The organism is Geodermatophilus maliterrae (assembly GCF_041018925.1).
Classification (GTDB): domain Bacteria; phylum Actinomycetota; class Actinomycetes; order Mycobacteriales; family Geodermatophilaceae; genus Geodermatophilus; species Geodermatophilus maliterrae.
The window spans coordinates 1-15251 of sequence record NZ_JBFNXQ010000026.1; the positions used below are offsets into that span (position 1 = coordinate 1).

The following is a 15251-nucleotide window of genomic DNA, read 5'->3' on the forward strand; positions in this document are numbered from 1 at the left end:
GGCCAGCCAGACCGCCGGGGACCCCGACGCCGGGGACGCCAGTGAGCAGGCCACCCAGGCGGTGGGTGCCGCGGCCCCGACGTCCACCCCACCGCCGGCCGGGCGCCCCGGGGACACGGCCACCGGCCACGATGCTCCCGGGAACGGGACGGCGTCCGTCGCGGGCGGCGACGGCCGGCCCCACCGACGGCACGCCGGCCGGCACGAGGCGCACGGTCACCAGCCGAGCGGGCTGGCCTCCATCCCGGCCGACCACCTGGCGGACGGCGCCGGTCGACGACCGGACTGACCGGTCGGGCGACCGCGCCGCGAGGCGGTGGTCGTGCACGCCCGCGGAGGTGCACGGTGCACCTCCGCGGGCGTGCACGCGGTCAGGGCAGGAAGACGGCGCGCACGCAGCCGTCCTCCTTGTCCTTGAACATCCGGTAGCCGCGCGGCGCCTCCTCCAGCGGCATGACGTGCGTGGCCAGGTGCTCGGTGACCAGCTCGCCGCGGGCCATGTGCTCGAGGATCCGCGGGGTGTAGCGCTGTCCGTGCACCTGGGCGCCGCGGAGGGTGAGCCCCTTGTTCATCGCCGCGCCGAGCGGGAACTTGTCCACCGGGCCGGCGAACACCCCGAGGACGAAGACGCTGCCGCCCTTGCGGCACGCCATGATCGCCTCGCGGACGGCGCCGGGCCGGTCGGTCTGCAGCCGCAGCTGCTGCTTGACCTGGTCGTACACGCCCTGGACGCCGGTGCTGTGCGCCTCCATGCCGACCGCCTCGATGCAGACGTCGGGCCCGCGGCCGCCGGTGCGCTCGCGCAGCTCGGCCATCACGTCGGTGGTCGAGTAGTCGACGACCTCCGCGCCGACGTGCTGCTGCACCTGCGCCAGCCGCTCGGGCAGCCGGTCGATCACGTACACCTGCTCGGCACCGAGCAGCATCGCCGCCCGGGCGGCCATCTGCCCGACCCCGCCGGCGCCCCACACGGCCACGGTGTCCCCCGGCTTCGTGCCGGCCAGGTCCGCGCCCATCCAGCCGGTGGAGACGGCGTCGGAGGCGAACAGCGCCCGCTCGTCGCTGACCTCCTCGGGGATGACGAAGCTGCCGACGTCGGCGTAGGGCACCCGGATGTACTCCGCGTGGCTGCCGGCGAACCCGCCCATCGCGTGCGAGTAGCCGAAGCAGCCGCCGGGGCTCTGCCCCCACAGGCCCTCGGTGATCCCCGGGTTCGGGTTGCCGTTGTCGCACAGCGAGTAGAGCTCCTGCCGGCAGTACCAGCAGTGCCCGCAGGCGATGAAGGAGTTGACGACGACGCGGTCGCCGACGCGGCGCTCGCGGACGGCGGAGCCGACCTCCACGACCTCGCCCATGAACTCGTGGCCGAGCACGTCGCCGACCCGCATCGCCGGGATGTAGCCGCCGAGCAGGTGCAGGTCCGAGCCGCACGTCGTCGTCCGCCGCACCCGCAGGATGACGTCGTGGTCGTTGAGGATCTGCGGGTCGGGGACGGTCTCGACCGACACCTCGTTGACGCCGGTCCAGGTCGCGGCCCTCACAGCACGCCCTCCTTCGGCGCCGCCTGCGCGGCACCCTCGAGCGCGGCACCCTGCGGGGTGGCCGCGCGCCTCCCGTGCGGCTGCGGCTCCATCCGCAGCACCTGGCCGACCTCGAGCAACGCCTTGGCCTCGCGCAGCGCCGCACGCAGGTCGCCCACCTCGTCCTCGGTGGGCGTGCCGCGGTAGCGGGCGGCCAGCTCGGTGCCGCGGTTCCCGGGCGCCGGGGTGACCCGCACCTCGACGCGGTCACCGAGCGCGGCCAGCGGTGCGGGCAGGCCGGCCGCGGGGTCGACGTCGGCCGGGTCGCGCAGCACGGTCACCGCCCGCCAGCGGCGGGCGGCGCGCTCGGGGTCGTCGGTCGCCGACGCCTGGCCGGCCCCGGGCAGGCGGACGTGCTGCAACCGGTGCAGCAGCGCCCCGCCGGCACCGGAGGCCAGCCCGGTCGCCCGGCCGAGCACCTGGTTCAGGTCCATGGGGATCCTCCCTCGGGCACCCTCCGGCGCCCTCGGGGGACGGCTACCCGGCGCGCGCTGCTCCCCAACCGGACGGCGCCGTCCCCCGGCCTATCGTGGTCCGGTCGGGCGCCGCGCCCGCACTCCTCGCCACCGTCGTCCGTGGAGGCCTGTCGTGTCCCCCTCGCTCATCCTGTCCCGGCGCGACCTGGACTTCCTGCTCCACGAGTGGCTGGAGGTCGAGACGCTGACCAAGCGGGCCCGCTACGCCGAGCACTCCCGCGAGACCTTCGACGCGGTCATGGACCTCGCCCAGCAGATCGCCACCGAGCACTTCGCGCCGCACAACCGCACGGCCGACGAGAACGAGCCGCGGTTCGTCGACGGCCGGGTCGAGATGATCCCCGAGGTGGCGCAGGCGCTGGCGGTGTTCCGCGAGTCCGGGATCATGTCCGGCACCTTCGACGAGGAGTACGGCGGCATGCAGCTGCCGCAGACCGTCGGCCAGGCGGCCTTCGCCTGGTTCAAGGCGGCCAACGTGGGGACGTCGAGCTACCCGTTCCTGACGATGGGCAACGCCCGGCTGCTGCTGGCGCACGGCTCGCAGGAGCAGAAGGACACCTACGTCCGCCCGATGCTCGAGGGCCGCTGGTTCGGCACCATGGCGCTGTCCGAGCCGCAGGCCGGGTCCTCGCTGGCCGACATCACCACCCGGGCCGAGCCGCAGGACGACGGCACCTACCGGCTCACCGGCAACAAGATGTGGATCTCGGCCGGCGACCACGAGCTGACCGAGAACATCGTGCACCTGGTGCTGGCCAAGATCCCCGGCGGACCGCCCGGGGTGAAGGGCATCTCGCTGTTCGTCGTCCCCAAGTTCCTCGTCACCGAGGACGGGTCGGTCGGTGAGCGCAACGACGTCGTCCTGGCCGGGCTCAACCACAAGATGGGCTACCGCGGGACGACGAACACGCTGCTCAACTTCGGCGAGGGGGTGCACACCCCCGGGGGCCGGGCCGGCGCGGTCGGGTACCTGGTCGGGGAGCCGCACCGCGGCCTGCCCTACATGTTCCACATGATGAACGAAGCCCGGATCGGCGTCGGGATGGGCGCGACCGTCCTCGGTTACACCGGGTACCTGCACGCGCTCGAGTACGCCCGCACCCGCACGCAGGGCCGGTCGGCCAGCAGCAAGGACCCGTCCTCGCCGCAGGTGCGGCTGGTCGACCACGCCGACGTGCGCCGCATGCTGCTGGCGGCCAAGAGCTACGCGCAGGGCGGCCTGGCCCTGGGGCTGTACTGCGCCCGCCTGGTCGACGAGGAGCGGACGGCCGAGAGCGCGGAGGAGCGCGAGCGGGCGCACCTGCTGCTCGACACCCTGACCCCGATCGCCAAGGCGTGGCCCTCGCAGTGGGGCCCGGTGGCCGACGACCTGGCCATCCAGGTCCACGGCGGTGCGGGCTACACCCGCGACTACCCGGTCGAGCAGTTCTACCGGGACAACCGGCTCAACCCGATCCACGAGGGCACCAACGGCATCCAGGCCCTCGACCTGCTCGGCCGCAAGGTGACGGTGCACGGCGGTGCGGGACTGGCGCTGCTGGCCGCGACGATCGGCGCGACGACGGCGCGGGCGTCCGGGACGCCGTTCGCCGACCTCGCCGCCGACGTCGACGCCGCCGTCGGCCGGCTCGTGCAGGTCACCGCCACGCTGTGGGGCACCGGTGACCCGGCGGTGGCCCTGGCCAACGCCAGCTCCTACCTGGAGGCGGCCGGGCACACCGTCGTCGCCTGGCTGTGGCTGGAGCAGGCGCTGGCCACCCGCGACGAGACCAGCGACTTCCACGAGGGCAAGCGGGCCGCGGCACGGTACTTCCAGCGGTGGGAGCTGCCGAAGGTGCACACCTGGCTGGACCTGCTCGAGTCCCTCGATCGGACGGTGCTCGACACCCCCGACGCCTGGCTCTGAGGAGGGCCCCTCCTCCCCACCCCTCGCAGGCTCGGGGGTGGTGCCCTGGAGGGGGCCGGACGCACGCGCGCCCCGCGGCTCCTGCGACAGGAGCGGCGGGGCGCGATCGGTCACTGCGGAACGGCCCCCGTGCGGGGTCCGGCCCCGAGCGTCAGCCAGGGGTGGGAGGACGGGGTCCTCACGTCAGGCGGCCCGCGCCCCCACGGGCTCGGCGGCCGAGCGGGCGGGAACCGAGGAGGCCGCAGCCCGCTCCCGCTCGTACCGCGCGGTCGTCGAGGTGCCCATCGCGATCACCAGTCCGGTCAGGACGAAGAACCCGACCAGGGCGACAGCCGGCCACAACACCATCAGGAACGTCTCCCCGCTCTCGTCTCGCTGCTGCCTGGTGCACGACCCGGCAGCACGTCATCGATGACTGTGTCCCCCGTTCGACGCCGTCTCAATCGTCGTGTCGTGTCGTTCACCTGACAGGCGGTCACCGTTCTCCCCCCGTGGGGGTGGGTCCGACCTGCTGCGGCCCCTCCCGCCGGCGCATGGTGTCATCGGACCGTGCCCGCCGGTCCCGGAACCGCCCGAACCGGCGTCGTGTCGCCCCCCACCCCGGCGCGCCCGGCGCTGCTGGTCCTGGCCCTCTCCCTCGGCGTCACGACGCTGTCGCTGCTGCAGAGCCTGGTGGTCCCGGTCCTCGGCCCGATCGGCGAGCAGCTCGGCGTCTCCCCCGCGGCCGCCGGGTGGGTGCTGACCGCCAACCTCCTGGCCGCCGCCGTCCTCACCCCCGTGCTCGGCCGGCTCGGCGACACCCGGGGCGAGCGGCCGGTGATCCTCGGCATCCTGGTCGCCGTCGCGCTGGGCACCCTGCTGGCGATCGTCACCCGTTCGCTGCCGCTGCTGCTGGTGGCCCGTGTGCTGCAGGGCTCCTCGTACGGTCTGTTCCCCCTGTCGATCAGCGTGCTGCGCCGTGAGCTCCCGCCGGAGCGGCTGAGCGTGGCGATGTCCGTCGTGAGCAGCACCCTCGGCGTCGGCGGGGTGGTGGGCCTGGTCGCGGCGGGCCTGCTCACCGGCGACGGCGGCGACTACCGCCGGCCCTTCTTGATCGGCCTCGGCGTGACGTTGCTGTCCCTCGTCCTGGCCGCCGTCCTGCTCCCCCGCCGCCCCGCGACGGCCGCCGGCCGCGTCGACTGGGCCGGCGCGGTCGTGCTCGGCGTGGGGCTGGTGCTGCTGCTCCTGCCCGTCTCGCAGGGCAACACGTGGGGCTGGACCTCGCCGCTGACGCTGGGCTGCGCGGCGGGCGCGCTCGTCGTCCTCGCCGGGTGGGTGCTGCTGCAGCGTCGCCGGGCCGAGCCCCTGGTCCGCCCGGCCCTGCTGACCGACCCGCGGATGCTCGTACCCAACCTGGCCGGCCTGATGACCGGCGTCGGGCTGTTCGTCTCCTTCCTCGTCGTCATGCAGTACGTGCAGACGCCGCCCGCGGCCGCCGGCTACGGCTTCGGCGCCTCGGTGCTCGAGGCGGCGGTCGTCTACCTCCTGCCCGGCGGCGTGGTCGGCATCCTGCTCGCGCCCGTGGCCGGCACGGTGGTCGACCGGCTGGGCGCGCTGCCCACCCTGCTCGCCGGGTCGGCGGCGGGCCTCGCCGGCTTCGTCCTGCTGGCCGTGGCGCGCTCGGCGCCCTGGCAGGTGGTGACGGCCGGCCTGCTCTCCCAGGTCTGGGTGACCGTGGTCTACGCGGCACTGCCGACCCTGGTCGTCCAGGCGGTGCGGCGCAGCGAGACCGGTGTGGCCAACGCGGTCAACTCCATCGCCCGCGCGGTCGGCCAGGCGGCGGGCAGCACGCTCACCGTCGCGCTGCTCGGCGCCGGGCTCGACCCGGCCACCGGCCTCCCGCGGGCGTCGGCGTTCACCGGGGTGGCGCTGCTCGGCGCCGGGGCGGCCGCCGCGGTCGCGCTGGTCAGCGTCGCCGGGATGGTGCAGGCCCGGCGGCGCGGCCCGGGCGACGCCGACGGGCCGGCCGACGTCGAGCGCGCGACGGCGTGCGCCGGTGAGTGGTCGCCGGTGTCGGGCATCCGCTGACCCCTCCCCGACGCGCCCGGTGATCGCGCGGCGCATGGAACGGGACCGTCCGGGGAACTGATCACGCCGATCCACCTGACCACCCAGCCCCGGAGGACCTCGATGGCCCGCCCCACCGGCTCCCGCGCCGCCAGCGGCAAACCGCCAGCTGAGTCCTCCGGCAACACCGCCGGCGACCCGGCGCCGAACGACGACAAGGTCAACTCCACCCGCTTCGACAACGCCCCACAGGGCCACGACCGCACGCCCACGGCCATGGGCACGGTCAAGCGGACGCTCAAGGAGTTCAGCGAGGACAACCTCACCGACTGGGCGGCGTCGCTGACCTACTACGGCGTCCTGGCGCTCTTCCCGGCGCTCATCGCGCTGGTGTCCATCGTCGGCCTGCTGACCACCCCGCAGGAGCTGACCGACGCGCTGACGACCGTGGTGCCCGGGCAGGCGGCCAACACCCTGCAGCCGGTCATCGAGCAGATCGCCGGCAACACCAGCACCGCCGGGATCGGCCTGGTCATCGGTCTGGCCGGTGCCGTCTGGTCGGCCTCGGGCTACGTCGGCGCCTTCACCCGCGCGGCCAACGTCGTCTACGAGACGCCCGAGGGTCGCAAGATCTGGAAGCTCAAGCCGCTCCAGCTGCTGGTCACCCTGATCGGCATCCTGTTCGCCGCCGTGATCGTCCTGATGCTGGTGCTCAGCGGCCCGATCGTCGAGGCCGTCGGCTCGGCCATCGGTCTGGACGACACCGTCCTGACCGTGTGGAACGTGGCCAAGTGGCCGGTCATCCTCGTGATCCTCGCGCTGATGATCGCCGTTCTCTACTACTCGACCCCGAACGTCAAGCTGCGCGGCTTCAAGTGGGTGAGCCCGGGTGCGGCCGTCGCGATCCTCGTGGCCGTCGTCGCCTCCGCAGCGTTCGCTTTCTACGTCGGCAACTTCGGCAGCTACAACAAGACCTACGGCGCGCTGGCCGGCGTCGTCGTCTTCCTGATCTGGTTCTGGCTGATCAACCTGGCGCTGCTGTTCGGCATCGAGTTCGACGCCGAGATGGAGCGGACGAAGGAGATGAAGGAGGGCGTCCCGGCGGCCGAGAAGGAGATCCAGCTCGACGCCCGCGCCGAGCCGAAGGACCGCAACACGAACTAGCAGGACCTCCTGCAGGGGCCCGGCACAGGACCACACGACGGCGGCCCCCTCCCGGCTCGGGAGGGGGCCGCTGCCGTGTGCTCAGCGGCTGGTGGGCGGGCCGTCGCCGCGGCGGGCCGGCGGGGTGCGCTCGACGACGGCAGCGACGGCGGCCAGCCCCCGGCTGACCGCCGTCCCGGCCGGCGCGAGCGGGGCCGGGACCCGGCGGACGACGGCGTCGACGAGGTCGCGGCTGCGGTCGAGCAGCGACAGCGGCAGACCGGACAGGGCGTTGCCGGGCGGGCGGCGGGACACCGTCGGGTGGGGGCGGGTGGGCGAGATCCGCCGGACCAGCTGCCACTGCCGGCCCAGGCGGCGCAGCTCGGCGGCGTCCAGCCGCTCCTGGAGCCGCGGGAACAGGACGTCCTCCTCGTCGCGGACGTCCTCCTGCAGCACCTCGACCAGCCGCGCCAGCCGGGCCTGCCCCTGTGGGTGGTCGGGTCCGCCCTCCTCCAGGGCGGCGACGAGCTCGTTGACCTCCTGGTGCTCGGTCTCCACCCGCCGGGTCAGCTCGTCACCGTCGGGCAGCACCCGTCGGATCACCGGCCACAGGACCGTCTCCTCGGCGAAGGCGTGGCTGAACACCAGCCGGTCGATGCGGGTGAGGACGTCCTCCTGCGCGCGGCCGGTGGTGCCGTCGAGCTCCTGCAGGAGCCGGTCGAGCCGGACGTGGTCGTCGCGCTGGCGGACCAGGACGCTGCCGGGGCCGCCCAGTTCCTCGTCGGTCTGGTCGGCGATCGATCGGGGCACGGGGCCCTCCTCCGGGGTGGTTCGGATGGATCGGGGGTGTTCCTGCCCGGATCCGTCCGCGGCCATGCCACGCCGGCCGGTTGCCCCGCGGGGAGCGGGGTAGGTCGGGCGCAGGGGACGCCGTGGTCCCCCTGGAGGAGGCAGCGCCATGGGTGACCGGAGCACCGTCACGTCGGACTTCTACGACCTGGAGGCCCTGCTCGACGAGCAGGACCGCGAGACGCTCATGCGCGTCCGGGCGTTCATGGACGAGCAGGTGGAGCCGATCATCAACGAGTACTGGACGCGGGCCCAGTTCCCGCGTCAGCTGATCCCGGGGATCGCCGAGCTCGGCATCGCCGGCGCCCAGTACTCCGGGTACGGCTGCCCCGGCCGCTCGTCGCTGTTCGACGGCATGGTGTCGATGGAGCTGGGCAGGGGCGACCCGTCCGTGGCCACCTTCATGGGCGTCCACGGCGGCCTGGCCATGGGCACGATGCACCTGTGCGCCTCCGAGGAGCAGAAGGAGCGCTGGCTGCCGGCGATGGCCCGGATGGAGCTGATCGGCGCGTTCGGGCTCACCGAGCCCGACCACGGCTCCGACGTCGCCCGCGGCATCGAGACCACCGCCCGCCGGGACGGTGACGAGTGGGTGCTCGACGGGCAGAAGAAGTGGATCGGCAACGGCAGCTTCGCCGACCTGGTGATCATCTGGGCGCGCGACGTCGACACCGACCGGGTGCTCGGCTTCGTCGTCGAGCAGCCCGCTCCCGGGTTCAGCGCGGTCGACCTCGAGGACAAGATCGCGCTGCGCGCGGTGCAGAACGCGCTGATCACCCTCGACGGCGTCCGGGTGCCCGAGGAGAACCGGCTGCAGAACGCCAACAGCTTCCGCGACACGGCCAACGTGCTGCGGGCGACCCGGGTCAGCGTGGCCTGGTCGGCGGTGGGCTGCTCGCGCGGCGCCTACGAGCACGCACTGCGCTACGCCCTGGAGCGTGACCAGTTCGGCCGGCCGATCACCTCGTTCCAGCTCGTGCAGGACCTGCTGTTCCGGATGCTGGGCAACATCACCGCCTCCGCGGCCCTGTGCGCCCGGGCCTCCCAGCTGCAGGACTGCGGGATGCTCCGCGACGAGCACGCCTCGATGGCCAAGGGCTACTCGACGATGCGCATGCGCGAGACCGTCGGCTGGGCGCGCGAGCTCATGGGCGGCAACGGGATCCTGCTGGAGAACCACGTGGGCCGGTTCGTGGCCGACGCCGAGGCCATCTACTCCTACGAGGGCACCCGGGAGGTCAACAGCCTCATCGTCGGCCGGGCGATCACCGGGACCAGCGCCATCGCCTGAGGAAGGACCCCCCTGCCCCCCACCACTCGCCCGCTCGCGGCGGGCCCCTGCAGGGGGGCCGCTAGCGGCCGTCCCACCACTGCGCCGCGGCCTCCCGCGGCGTGCGGTCGTCGATGGCCACGGCCCGGTTCAGCCTGATCAGGTCGATCGTCGTCAGCTGCGCGCTGACGCCGTCCAGCGCGCTGCGCAGCCGCGCACCGGCCTCCTCGGCCACCGCCGTCCGCACGATGGGCACCACGTTCTCGCGCGGCTGCAGCGACCGGTCGTCCCGCAGCAGCAACAGGGAGGCGTCGATGAGGTGACCGTCGGTCGTCTCCAGCATGCCGACGTCGACCTCCCCGGTGAGCAGCGCCTCGACCGTGGCCGCCCGTGAGGGCATGGTGTGGACGGCGGCGAACTCCACGCCGTAGACCTCGCGCAGCCCGGGCAGGCAGAAGCGCCGCTCGACGCACTCGGGCGGGCCGCCGAAGACCAGTCCGGGAGCCACCGCGGCGAGCTGCGAGAGCGTGGTCATCCCGTGCTGCTCGGCGAGCTCGGTCAGGACGACGAACCCGTTCTGGTCCTCGGCCGCCGCGGCCGCCGTCACGGTCATCCCCCGCGGCGCGAGGGTCCGCGCCAGGCTCTCCTGGAGCAGGGCCGGGTCGGAGTGCACCGACCCCGCGCCGGGCTCGAAGAAGTCCGAGGCGGTGCCGAGGTAGTCGACGACGACGTCGACCACGCCCTGCTCCAGTGCCGGGAGGACCACCTCCCGGGTGCCGATGCCGTGCTGGACCGACACCTCCAGCCCGGCCCTCCGGAGCGCCTCGGCGTACACCTCCGCCAGCGTCTGGTTCTCGGGGAAGTCGTAGGAGGCGACGCGCACCACCCCCTCCGCCACCGGGGCGGGGTCGGCGGGGGAGCTCCCGCAGCCGCACACGGCCAGGGTGAGGAGCAGCACGGCGGTGAGCACGCGGCGACGCATCGCGGACCTCTCGGGGGAGGCGGCGCCCCCCGGGGGACCCGCGGGACCGCCACGCTAGCCCCGGGACGGGACCAAGGTCGATGGTCTCGGGGACGCATCAGGAGCAGCATCGGCGGGCATGGCGGCCACGACACGGGCCCCGGCGGCGCAGGTACCCCCGCCGCGGGCCCCGGCGACGCAGGCCCCGGCGGTGGGAGCGGTCCGTCGACCGGACCCCCCGCCGATCCAGCGCGTCCACCGCCGACGCCGGCCCTCCGGTGAGCCGCCGCCCCTCCCGCGGCACCTCAACGCCTCGGGCAAGTGGTGGCTGGGCCTCAGCGGCGCCGTGCTGGTCTCGTGGGTCGTCGTGGTCGTCACCCGGAGCGTGGCGTTCTTCGACCTGGTCGACACCCGGGTGCTGCAGGCGATCAGCACCCTCCGCTCCCCCGGCCTGACCCGCGTCGCCGAGGTGGCCGGCGCCCTCGCGACGACCCGCGCCATCCACGTGCTGTGGGTCGTCAGCCTGGTCGTCCTGGCCGTCTTCCGGCGCTGGCGGCACCTGTTCGTCTGGCTCGGCGTCGGCCTCCTGGTCACGGAGATCGCCGGTGCCGTGGCGGCCTCCCTGCAGCGGCCGCGCCCCTACGAGGTGGAGGTGCTCGGCACGTGGTCGGGCTTCTCCATGCCCTCGGTGCCGATGACCGTCCTGACCACCCTCCTGGTCAGCTGCCTGTACTCCCTGGTCCCCGCCGGGCGCCGCCGCGACGTCGGGAAGTGGGTGGTGTGCGGGCTGCTGCTCGTCACCGCCGCCGCGCGGCTCTACCTGGCCCAGGACCACCCGACCGACGTCCTCGCCGGGGTCGTCCTCGGGGTCGCGGCCCCGCTGGCGGCGTTCCGCATGCTGACGCCCAACGAGGTCTACCCGGTCGTCTACCGGCGCGGCAGCCCGGCCCACCTCGACGTCTCGGGCGCCCGCGGGGAGGCGATCATCCGCGCCCTGCAGGACCAGCTCGGCCTGGTGGCCACCGCGGTGACGCCCTTCGGCCTGGCGGGCTCGGGCGGCTCCACCCCGCTGAGGATCACCGTCAAGGCCGACGACGCCGCGGAGGAGGACGAGAGCTGCGTGTTCGGCAAGCTCTACGCCGCCACGCACGTCCGGTCCGACCGCTGGTTCAAGCTCGGCCGCACGCTGCTCTACGGCCGGCTCGAGGACGAGAAGCCGTACCACAGCGTGCGCCGGCTGGTGCAGTACGAGGACTACGTGCTGCGCCTGCTCTCCGACGCCGGCCTGCCCGTCCCGCACCCGCTGGGGATCGTGGAGATCACGCCGGAGCGCGAGTACCTGCTGGTGACCGAGTTCATCCAGGGCGCGAAGGAGATCGGCGAGGCCGAGGTCGACGACGCGATCATCGACCAGGGGCTGTCCGTGGTGCGCCGGATGTGGGAGATCGGCATGGCCCACCGCGACATCAAGCCCGCCAACGTGCTGGTGCGCAACGGCACGCTGTTCCTCATCGACTCCGCGTTCGGCGAGGTGCGCCCGAGCCCGTGGCGGCAGGCCGTGGACCTGGCCAACATGATGCTGGTCCTGGCCCTGCGCACCGACGCCGCGCGGGTGTACGCCCGGGCCCGGCAGCACTTCTCCGACGAGGAGATCGCCGAGGCCTTCGCGGCCACCCGCGGCCTGACCATGCCCTCCCAGTTGCGCCGGATGCTGCGCGCCCAGGGCCGCGACCTGCACGCCGACTTCCTGCGGCTGCTGCCCTACCGGCTCCCGCCCGTCCGGATCCAGCGGTGGACGTTGCGCCGGGTCGGGTTCAGCATCGTCACCGTCCTGGCCGCGCTGGTCGCCCTCGGGATCACCATCAGCCTGCTCGGGTCCCCGCTGTGACCGCCAGCCGGCCTCCGGCGGCCGCGCTGCTCGCCACGGCCCTGCTGCTCGCCGGCTGCGGGGGGAACGGCACGAGCATCAGCCACGAGCTGCCGGGGTGCGCGACCGGGGACGACGCCACCGCGGCCAACGGCGTGGTCCTCATGGCGCAGTCGGTGCCGACGGCGACCTGGCTGCCGTGCGTGGAGAGCGTGCCGGTCGGCTGGACCTTCGCCGGCCTGGACGCGCGCTCGGGCTCGTCCCGGTTCTGGCTGGACTCCAACCGCGACGGCGCGCACGCCATCGAGGTGGTGCTCACCGAGGACTGTGACACCAGCGGTGCCACCGAGATCCCCAGCGACCGGGAGGAGCTGCGCCGGTTCGAGCGGGTGACCCAGGTGGCCCCGCAGTACCACGGCCGGCGCTACTACGTCTTCGACGGCGGCTGCCTCACCGTCGTCTTCACCCTCGCCGGGGAGAACCGGGGCGAGCCGCTCGCCCTGGCCACCCACAGCCTGGGCGTCGTCAGCCGCGAGGACCTGGCGGCGCAGGTCCACGAGGAGAGCGGCCGGCGGCTGCACCTCGACCCGCCCGACGACGAGGGAGGCGGATCATGACCGCCGTCGCACCGCAGGCCCCACCGGCCGGGCCCCCGAGGACGACCCCCCTCTGGCGCCGGGTGCTGACACCGCTGCTCTCCCTGGCACTGGTGGCCGCCGTCTTCTTCTGGTTCCTGCCCCAGTTCACCAGCCTGTCCGACGTGTGGTCGGCGGTGGCGGCCATGTCCTGGACGTCGCTGGCGCTGCTCGGGCTGGCCGCGCTGTGGAACCTCGCGACCTACCAGTTCGTGATGGTCGCGACCATGCCCGGGCTGCGGCTGCGGGAGGCCACGGTCTCGACCCTGACCACCACCGCGGTGTCCAACACCGTCATCGGCGGGGCGGCCCTGTCCCTCGGGCTGACCTACGGGATGAACTCCTCGTGGGGCTTCTCCCGCTCCCGGACGTCGGTCTCGCTGCTGCTGTCGGGGCTCTGGAACAACTTCGCCAAGCTCGGGCTCCCGGTGCTCGCCCTCGCCCTGCTGGCCCTCACCTCCGCGCCGACCACCGGCCGGCTGCTCGCCGGGCTGGCCGGGATCGCCGGGCTGGTCGCGGCCCTGGTCCTGCTCGGCCTGCTGCTGCGCAGCCGGGCGAGCGCGGCCCGGATCGGCACCGGCGCCGCGCGGGTGGCCTCCGCCCTGCTGCGGCCGTTCGGCCGGCCCCCCGTACGGGGCTGGGACCTGGCGACGACGAAGTTCCGCGACCGGACGGTGCTGCTGCTGCGCGCCCGCTGGCACTGGCTGACCCTGGCCACCCTGGTCAGCCACCTCTCCCTGTTCGTCGTCCTGCTGCTGGCGCTGCGCTCCGTCGGCGTGACCGCGCAGCAGGTCGGCGTCGTGGAGGCGCTGGCGGTCTTCGCCTTCGCCCGGCTCCTCACCGCCATCCCCTTCACCCCGGGCGGGCTGGGCGTCATCGAGCTGGCGCTCATCACGGGCCTGGCGGCGGCCGGCGGGGACCGGCCGCTGGTCGCGGCCGCGGTCCTGGTGTTCCGCGGGCTGACCTACGTCCTGCCCATCCCGCTGGGCGTGGCCACGTACCTGTTCTGGCGGCACAACCGCTCGTGGCGGCGGGAGCCGAACTCCGCACCGCGCACGGAGCTGGTGCCGGAGACGGCGTGAGCAGGGCCGCAGCCACCCGCCCGCGCGCGCCCGTGCGGCGGGGCCGCGACGTCGTCCTGGTCGCGGTCGGCGTGCTCGTCCTCGTGCTCGCCGCGCTGCCGGTCGAGCGGACGTCGGTGCCCGAGGCCGAGGCGGCGGTGTTCCGGGCGCTCAACGGCGTCGACGTGCTGCCGTTCGTGCTCGTCTGGCCGGTCATGCAGCTGGGCAACGTCCTGGTGGTGCCCGTGAGCGCGCTGGTCGCCGCCGCGCTGCGCCGCTGGCGGCTCGCGGCGGGGCTCCTCCTGGCCGGTACCGGCACCTACCTCGCCGCGAAGGGGATCAAGGACGTGGTGGTGCGGGGCCGGCCCGACGGGCTGCTGGACGACGTCGTCGTGCGCGGGGACGCGGCGCAGGGCCGCGGCTTCCTCTCCGGGCACGCCGCCGTCGTGGTCACCGTGCTGACGGTGGCCTGGCCCTGGCTGGGACGCCGCGGGCGGATCGCCGGGGTCGTGCTCGCGGCGGCGGTCTGCCTGGCGCGGGTGCACGTCGCGGCGCACCTGCCGCTGGACGTCGTCGGCGGCGTGGGACTCGGCCTGCTCGTGGGGGGCCTGGTCCTGCTCCTGCTCGGGCGACCCGGTTGATGCTGGTCGACTCCCGCCGCGGCCTGCGGGCCAGCGCGCTGCTGCTGGCCGGTGCCGTCGTCGTGGGCGTGCTGGTGGCCCTGCCGGCCACCCGCCCGGCGGTGCAGGCGGTGGACGACGCGGTGTGGGAGTGGGTCGGCGCGGTCCGCAGCGAGCCCGCCACCGGGGTGTCGGTCGCGCTCTCGTGGCTCGGGAGCGTCTGGGTGAACTGGCCGCTGCGGGCCGCGGCGATGCTGCTGCTCGCCTGGCGCCGGCACTGGGCCCGCCTGCTCGCGTTCGGGCTGGCGGTGGTCACCAGCGAGGCCGCGATCGGCCCGGTCAAGGCGGCCTTCGACCGCCCGCGTCCCCCGGGGGCCCTGATCGAGACGTCGGCGGCCGCCTTCCCCTCCGGGCACGCCATCGCCGGCGCGGTGACCGCGGTCGGGCTGGTGCTGGTGCTGGCCCCACCCGGCCGCGCCCGCCTGCGCTGGGAGGTGTGGGCGGTGGTCTTCTCCGCGGTCATGGCGCTGTCGCGGGTCTACCTGCGCGCGCACTGGCTGTCCGACACCGTCGCCGGAGCCCTGCTGGGCGCCGGTCTCGCCCTGGGCTGGCCCGCGGTGGTGACGGCGGTGCGCGACCGGCGCGAACGGATCGCCCGCCCGTCTCCGTGACGCTCGGCGGGGCCTCCTCCGTGACCGGCAGGGTCTGCGCCCGGTCACGGGTGTGCCCGGTCGGCCTCAGCGGGTAGTGCCCCCTCTGGGGCAGCCGCCCCTGCCGCAGGAACCCTCCTGTGGTTGAGTCAGCCGGGTCACAGACCTGCAGCGACACCAGGAGTCC

The 15251-nt window shown here is 74.4% G+C and carries 14 protein-coding genes and 1 pseudogene; 10 read left to right on the plus strand and 5 right to left on the minus strand.

The genetic code is table 11. The annotated features are described in order from the left end of the window. Positions 1–289: pseudogene (locus ABQ292_RS10200) on the plus strand (hypothetical protein); the annotation flags it as partial. 82 nt (positions 290–371) lie between these two features. Here the strand turns inward: ABQ292_RS10200 and ABQ292_RS10205 are convergent. Then, entirely contained in the window at positions 372–1541 is a 1170-nt protein-coding gene (locus tag ABQ292_RS10205) for a zinc-dependent alcohol dehydrogenase (RefSeq protein ID WP_369205879.1), read from the minus strand. Then, the gene (locus ABQ292_RS10210) at positions 1538–2014 is read right to left on the minus strand and encodes a hypothetical protein (RefSeq protein ID WP_369205881.1); all 477 of its coding nucleotides are present in this window, start codon (positions 2012–2014) and stop codon (positions 1538–1540) included. Before ABQ292_RS10210 ends, ABQ292_RS10205 begins: the two co-directional genes overlap by 4 nt. 154 nt (positions 2015–2168) lie before the next feature. On the opposite strand from ABQ292_RS10210, the gene ABQ292_RS10215 reads away from it, so the two are divergent. Further along, the gene (locus ABQ292_RS10215; protein ID WP_369205883.1) at positions 2169–3962 is read left to right on the plus strand and encodes an acyl-CoA dehydrogenase; all 1794 of its coding nucleotides are present in this window, start codon (positions 2169–2171) and stop codon (positions 3960–3962) included. Between the two features lie 183 nt (positions 3963–4145). Here the strand turns inward: ABQ292_RS10215 and ABQ292_RS10220 are convergent, their stop codons facing one another. After that, the gene (locus ABQ292_RS10220; protein WP_369205885.1) at positions 4146–4310 is read right to left on the minus strand and encodes a hypothetical protein; all 165 of its coding nucleotides are present in this window, start codon (positions 4308–4310) and stop codon (positions 4146–4148) included. Positions 4311–4547: 237 nt separating this feature from the next. Between ABQ292_RS10220 and ABQ292_RS10225 the strand changes: the two genes are divergently transcribed. Both ABQ292_RS10225 and ABQ292_RS10230 read left to right on the plus strand, forming a co-directional pair. Then, a complete protein-coding gene (locus ABQ292_RS10225; RefSeq protein WP_369205887.1) occupies positions 4548–6029 on the plus strand; it encodes an MFS transporter in 1482 nt (493 codons plus the stop codon). Between the two features lie 102 nt (positions 6030–6131). Next, entirely contained in the window at positions 6132–7172 is a 1041-nt protein-coding gene (locus ABQ292_RS10230; protein WP_369205889.1) for a YihY/virulence factor BrkB family protein, read from the plus strand. 81 nt (positions 7173–7253) lie between these two features. Here ABQ292_RS10230 and ABQ292_RS10235 read toward each other — a convergent pair whose 3' ends face one another. Continuing rightward, entirely contained in the window at positions 7254–7961 is a 708-nt protein-coding gene (locus tag ABQ292_RS10235; RefSeq protein WP_369205891.1) for a hemerythrin domain-containing protein, read from the minus strand. 148 nt (positions 7962–8109) lie between these two features. Between ABQ292_RS10235 and ABQ292_RS10240 the strand changes: the two genes are divergently transcribed. Continuing rightward, complete coding sequence (locus tag ABQ292_RS10240) at positions 8110–9291, plus strand: acyl-CoA dehydrogenase family protein (protein WP_369205893.1); 1182 nt, start codon at positions 8110–8112, stop codon at positions 9289–9291. 61 nt (positions 9292–9352) lie between these two features. On the opposite strand, the gene ABQ292_RS10245 is transcribed toward ABQ292_RS10240, so the two are convergent. Further along, a complete protein-coding gene (locus ABQ292_RS10245) occupies positions 9353–10252 on the minus strand; it encodes an ABC transporter substrate-binding protein (RefSeq protein WP_369205895.1) in 900 nt (299 codons plus the stop codon). A 118-nt stretch (positions 10253–10370) separates the two neighbouring features. On the opposite strand from ABQ292_RS10245, the gene ABQ292_RS10250 reads away from it, so the two are divergent. From ABQ292_RS10250 to ABQ292_RS10270, 5 genes are read left to right on the plus strand one after another with little or no spacing between them, the layout of a single operon-like run. Then, positions 10371–12119 (plus strand): phosphatase PAP2 family protein, encoded by a 1749-nt coding sequence (locus ABQ292_RS10250; protein ID WP_369205897.1) that lies wholly within the window; start codon positions 10371–10373, stop codon positions 12117–12119. Continuing rightward, a complete protein-coding gene (locus ABQ292_RS10255; RefSeq protein WP_369205899.1) occupies positions 12116–12715 on the plus strand; it encodes a hypothetical protein in 600 nt (199 codons plus the stop codon). The genes ABQ292_RS10250 and ABQ292_RS10255 overlap by 4 nt, the downstream gene beginning before the upstream one ends. Next, positions 12712–13815, plus strand: coding sequence for a lysylphosphatidylglycerol synthase transmembrane domain-containing protein (locus tag ABQ292_RS10260; protein ID WP_369205901.1), 1104 nt, complete (start codon positions 12712–12714; stop codon positions 13813–13815). Before ABQ292_RS10255 ends, ABQ292_RS10260 begins: the two co-directional genes overlap by 4 nt. After that, entirely contained in the window at positions 13812–14435 is a 624-nt protein-coding gene (locus tag ABQ292_RS10265) for a phosphatase PAP2 family protein (protein WP_369205903.1), read from the plus strand. The genes ABQ292_RS10260 and ABQ292_RS10265 overlap by 4 nt, the downstream gene beginning before the upstream one ends. Further along, complete coding sequence (locus tag ABQ292_RS10270) at positions 14435–15085, plus strand: phosphatase PAP2 family protein (RefSeq protein ID WP_369205905.1); 651 nt, start codon at positions 14435–14437, stop codon at positions 15083–15085. The genes ABQ292_RS10265 and ABQ292_RS10270 overlap by 1 nt, the downstream gene beginning before the upstream one ends. The last annotated feature ends 166 nt before the right edge of the window (positions 15086–15251 follow it).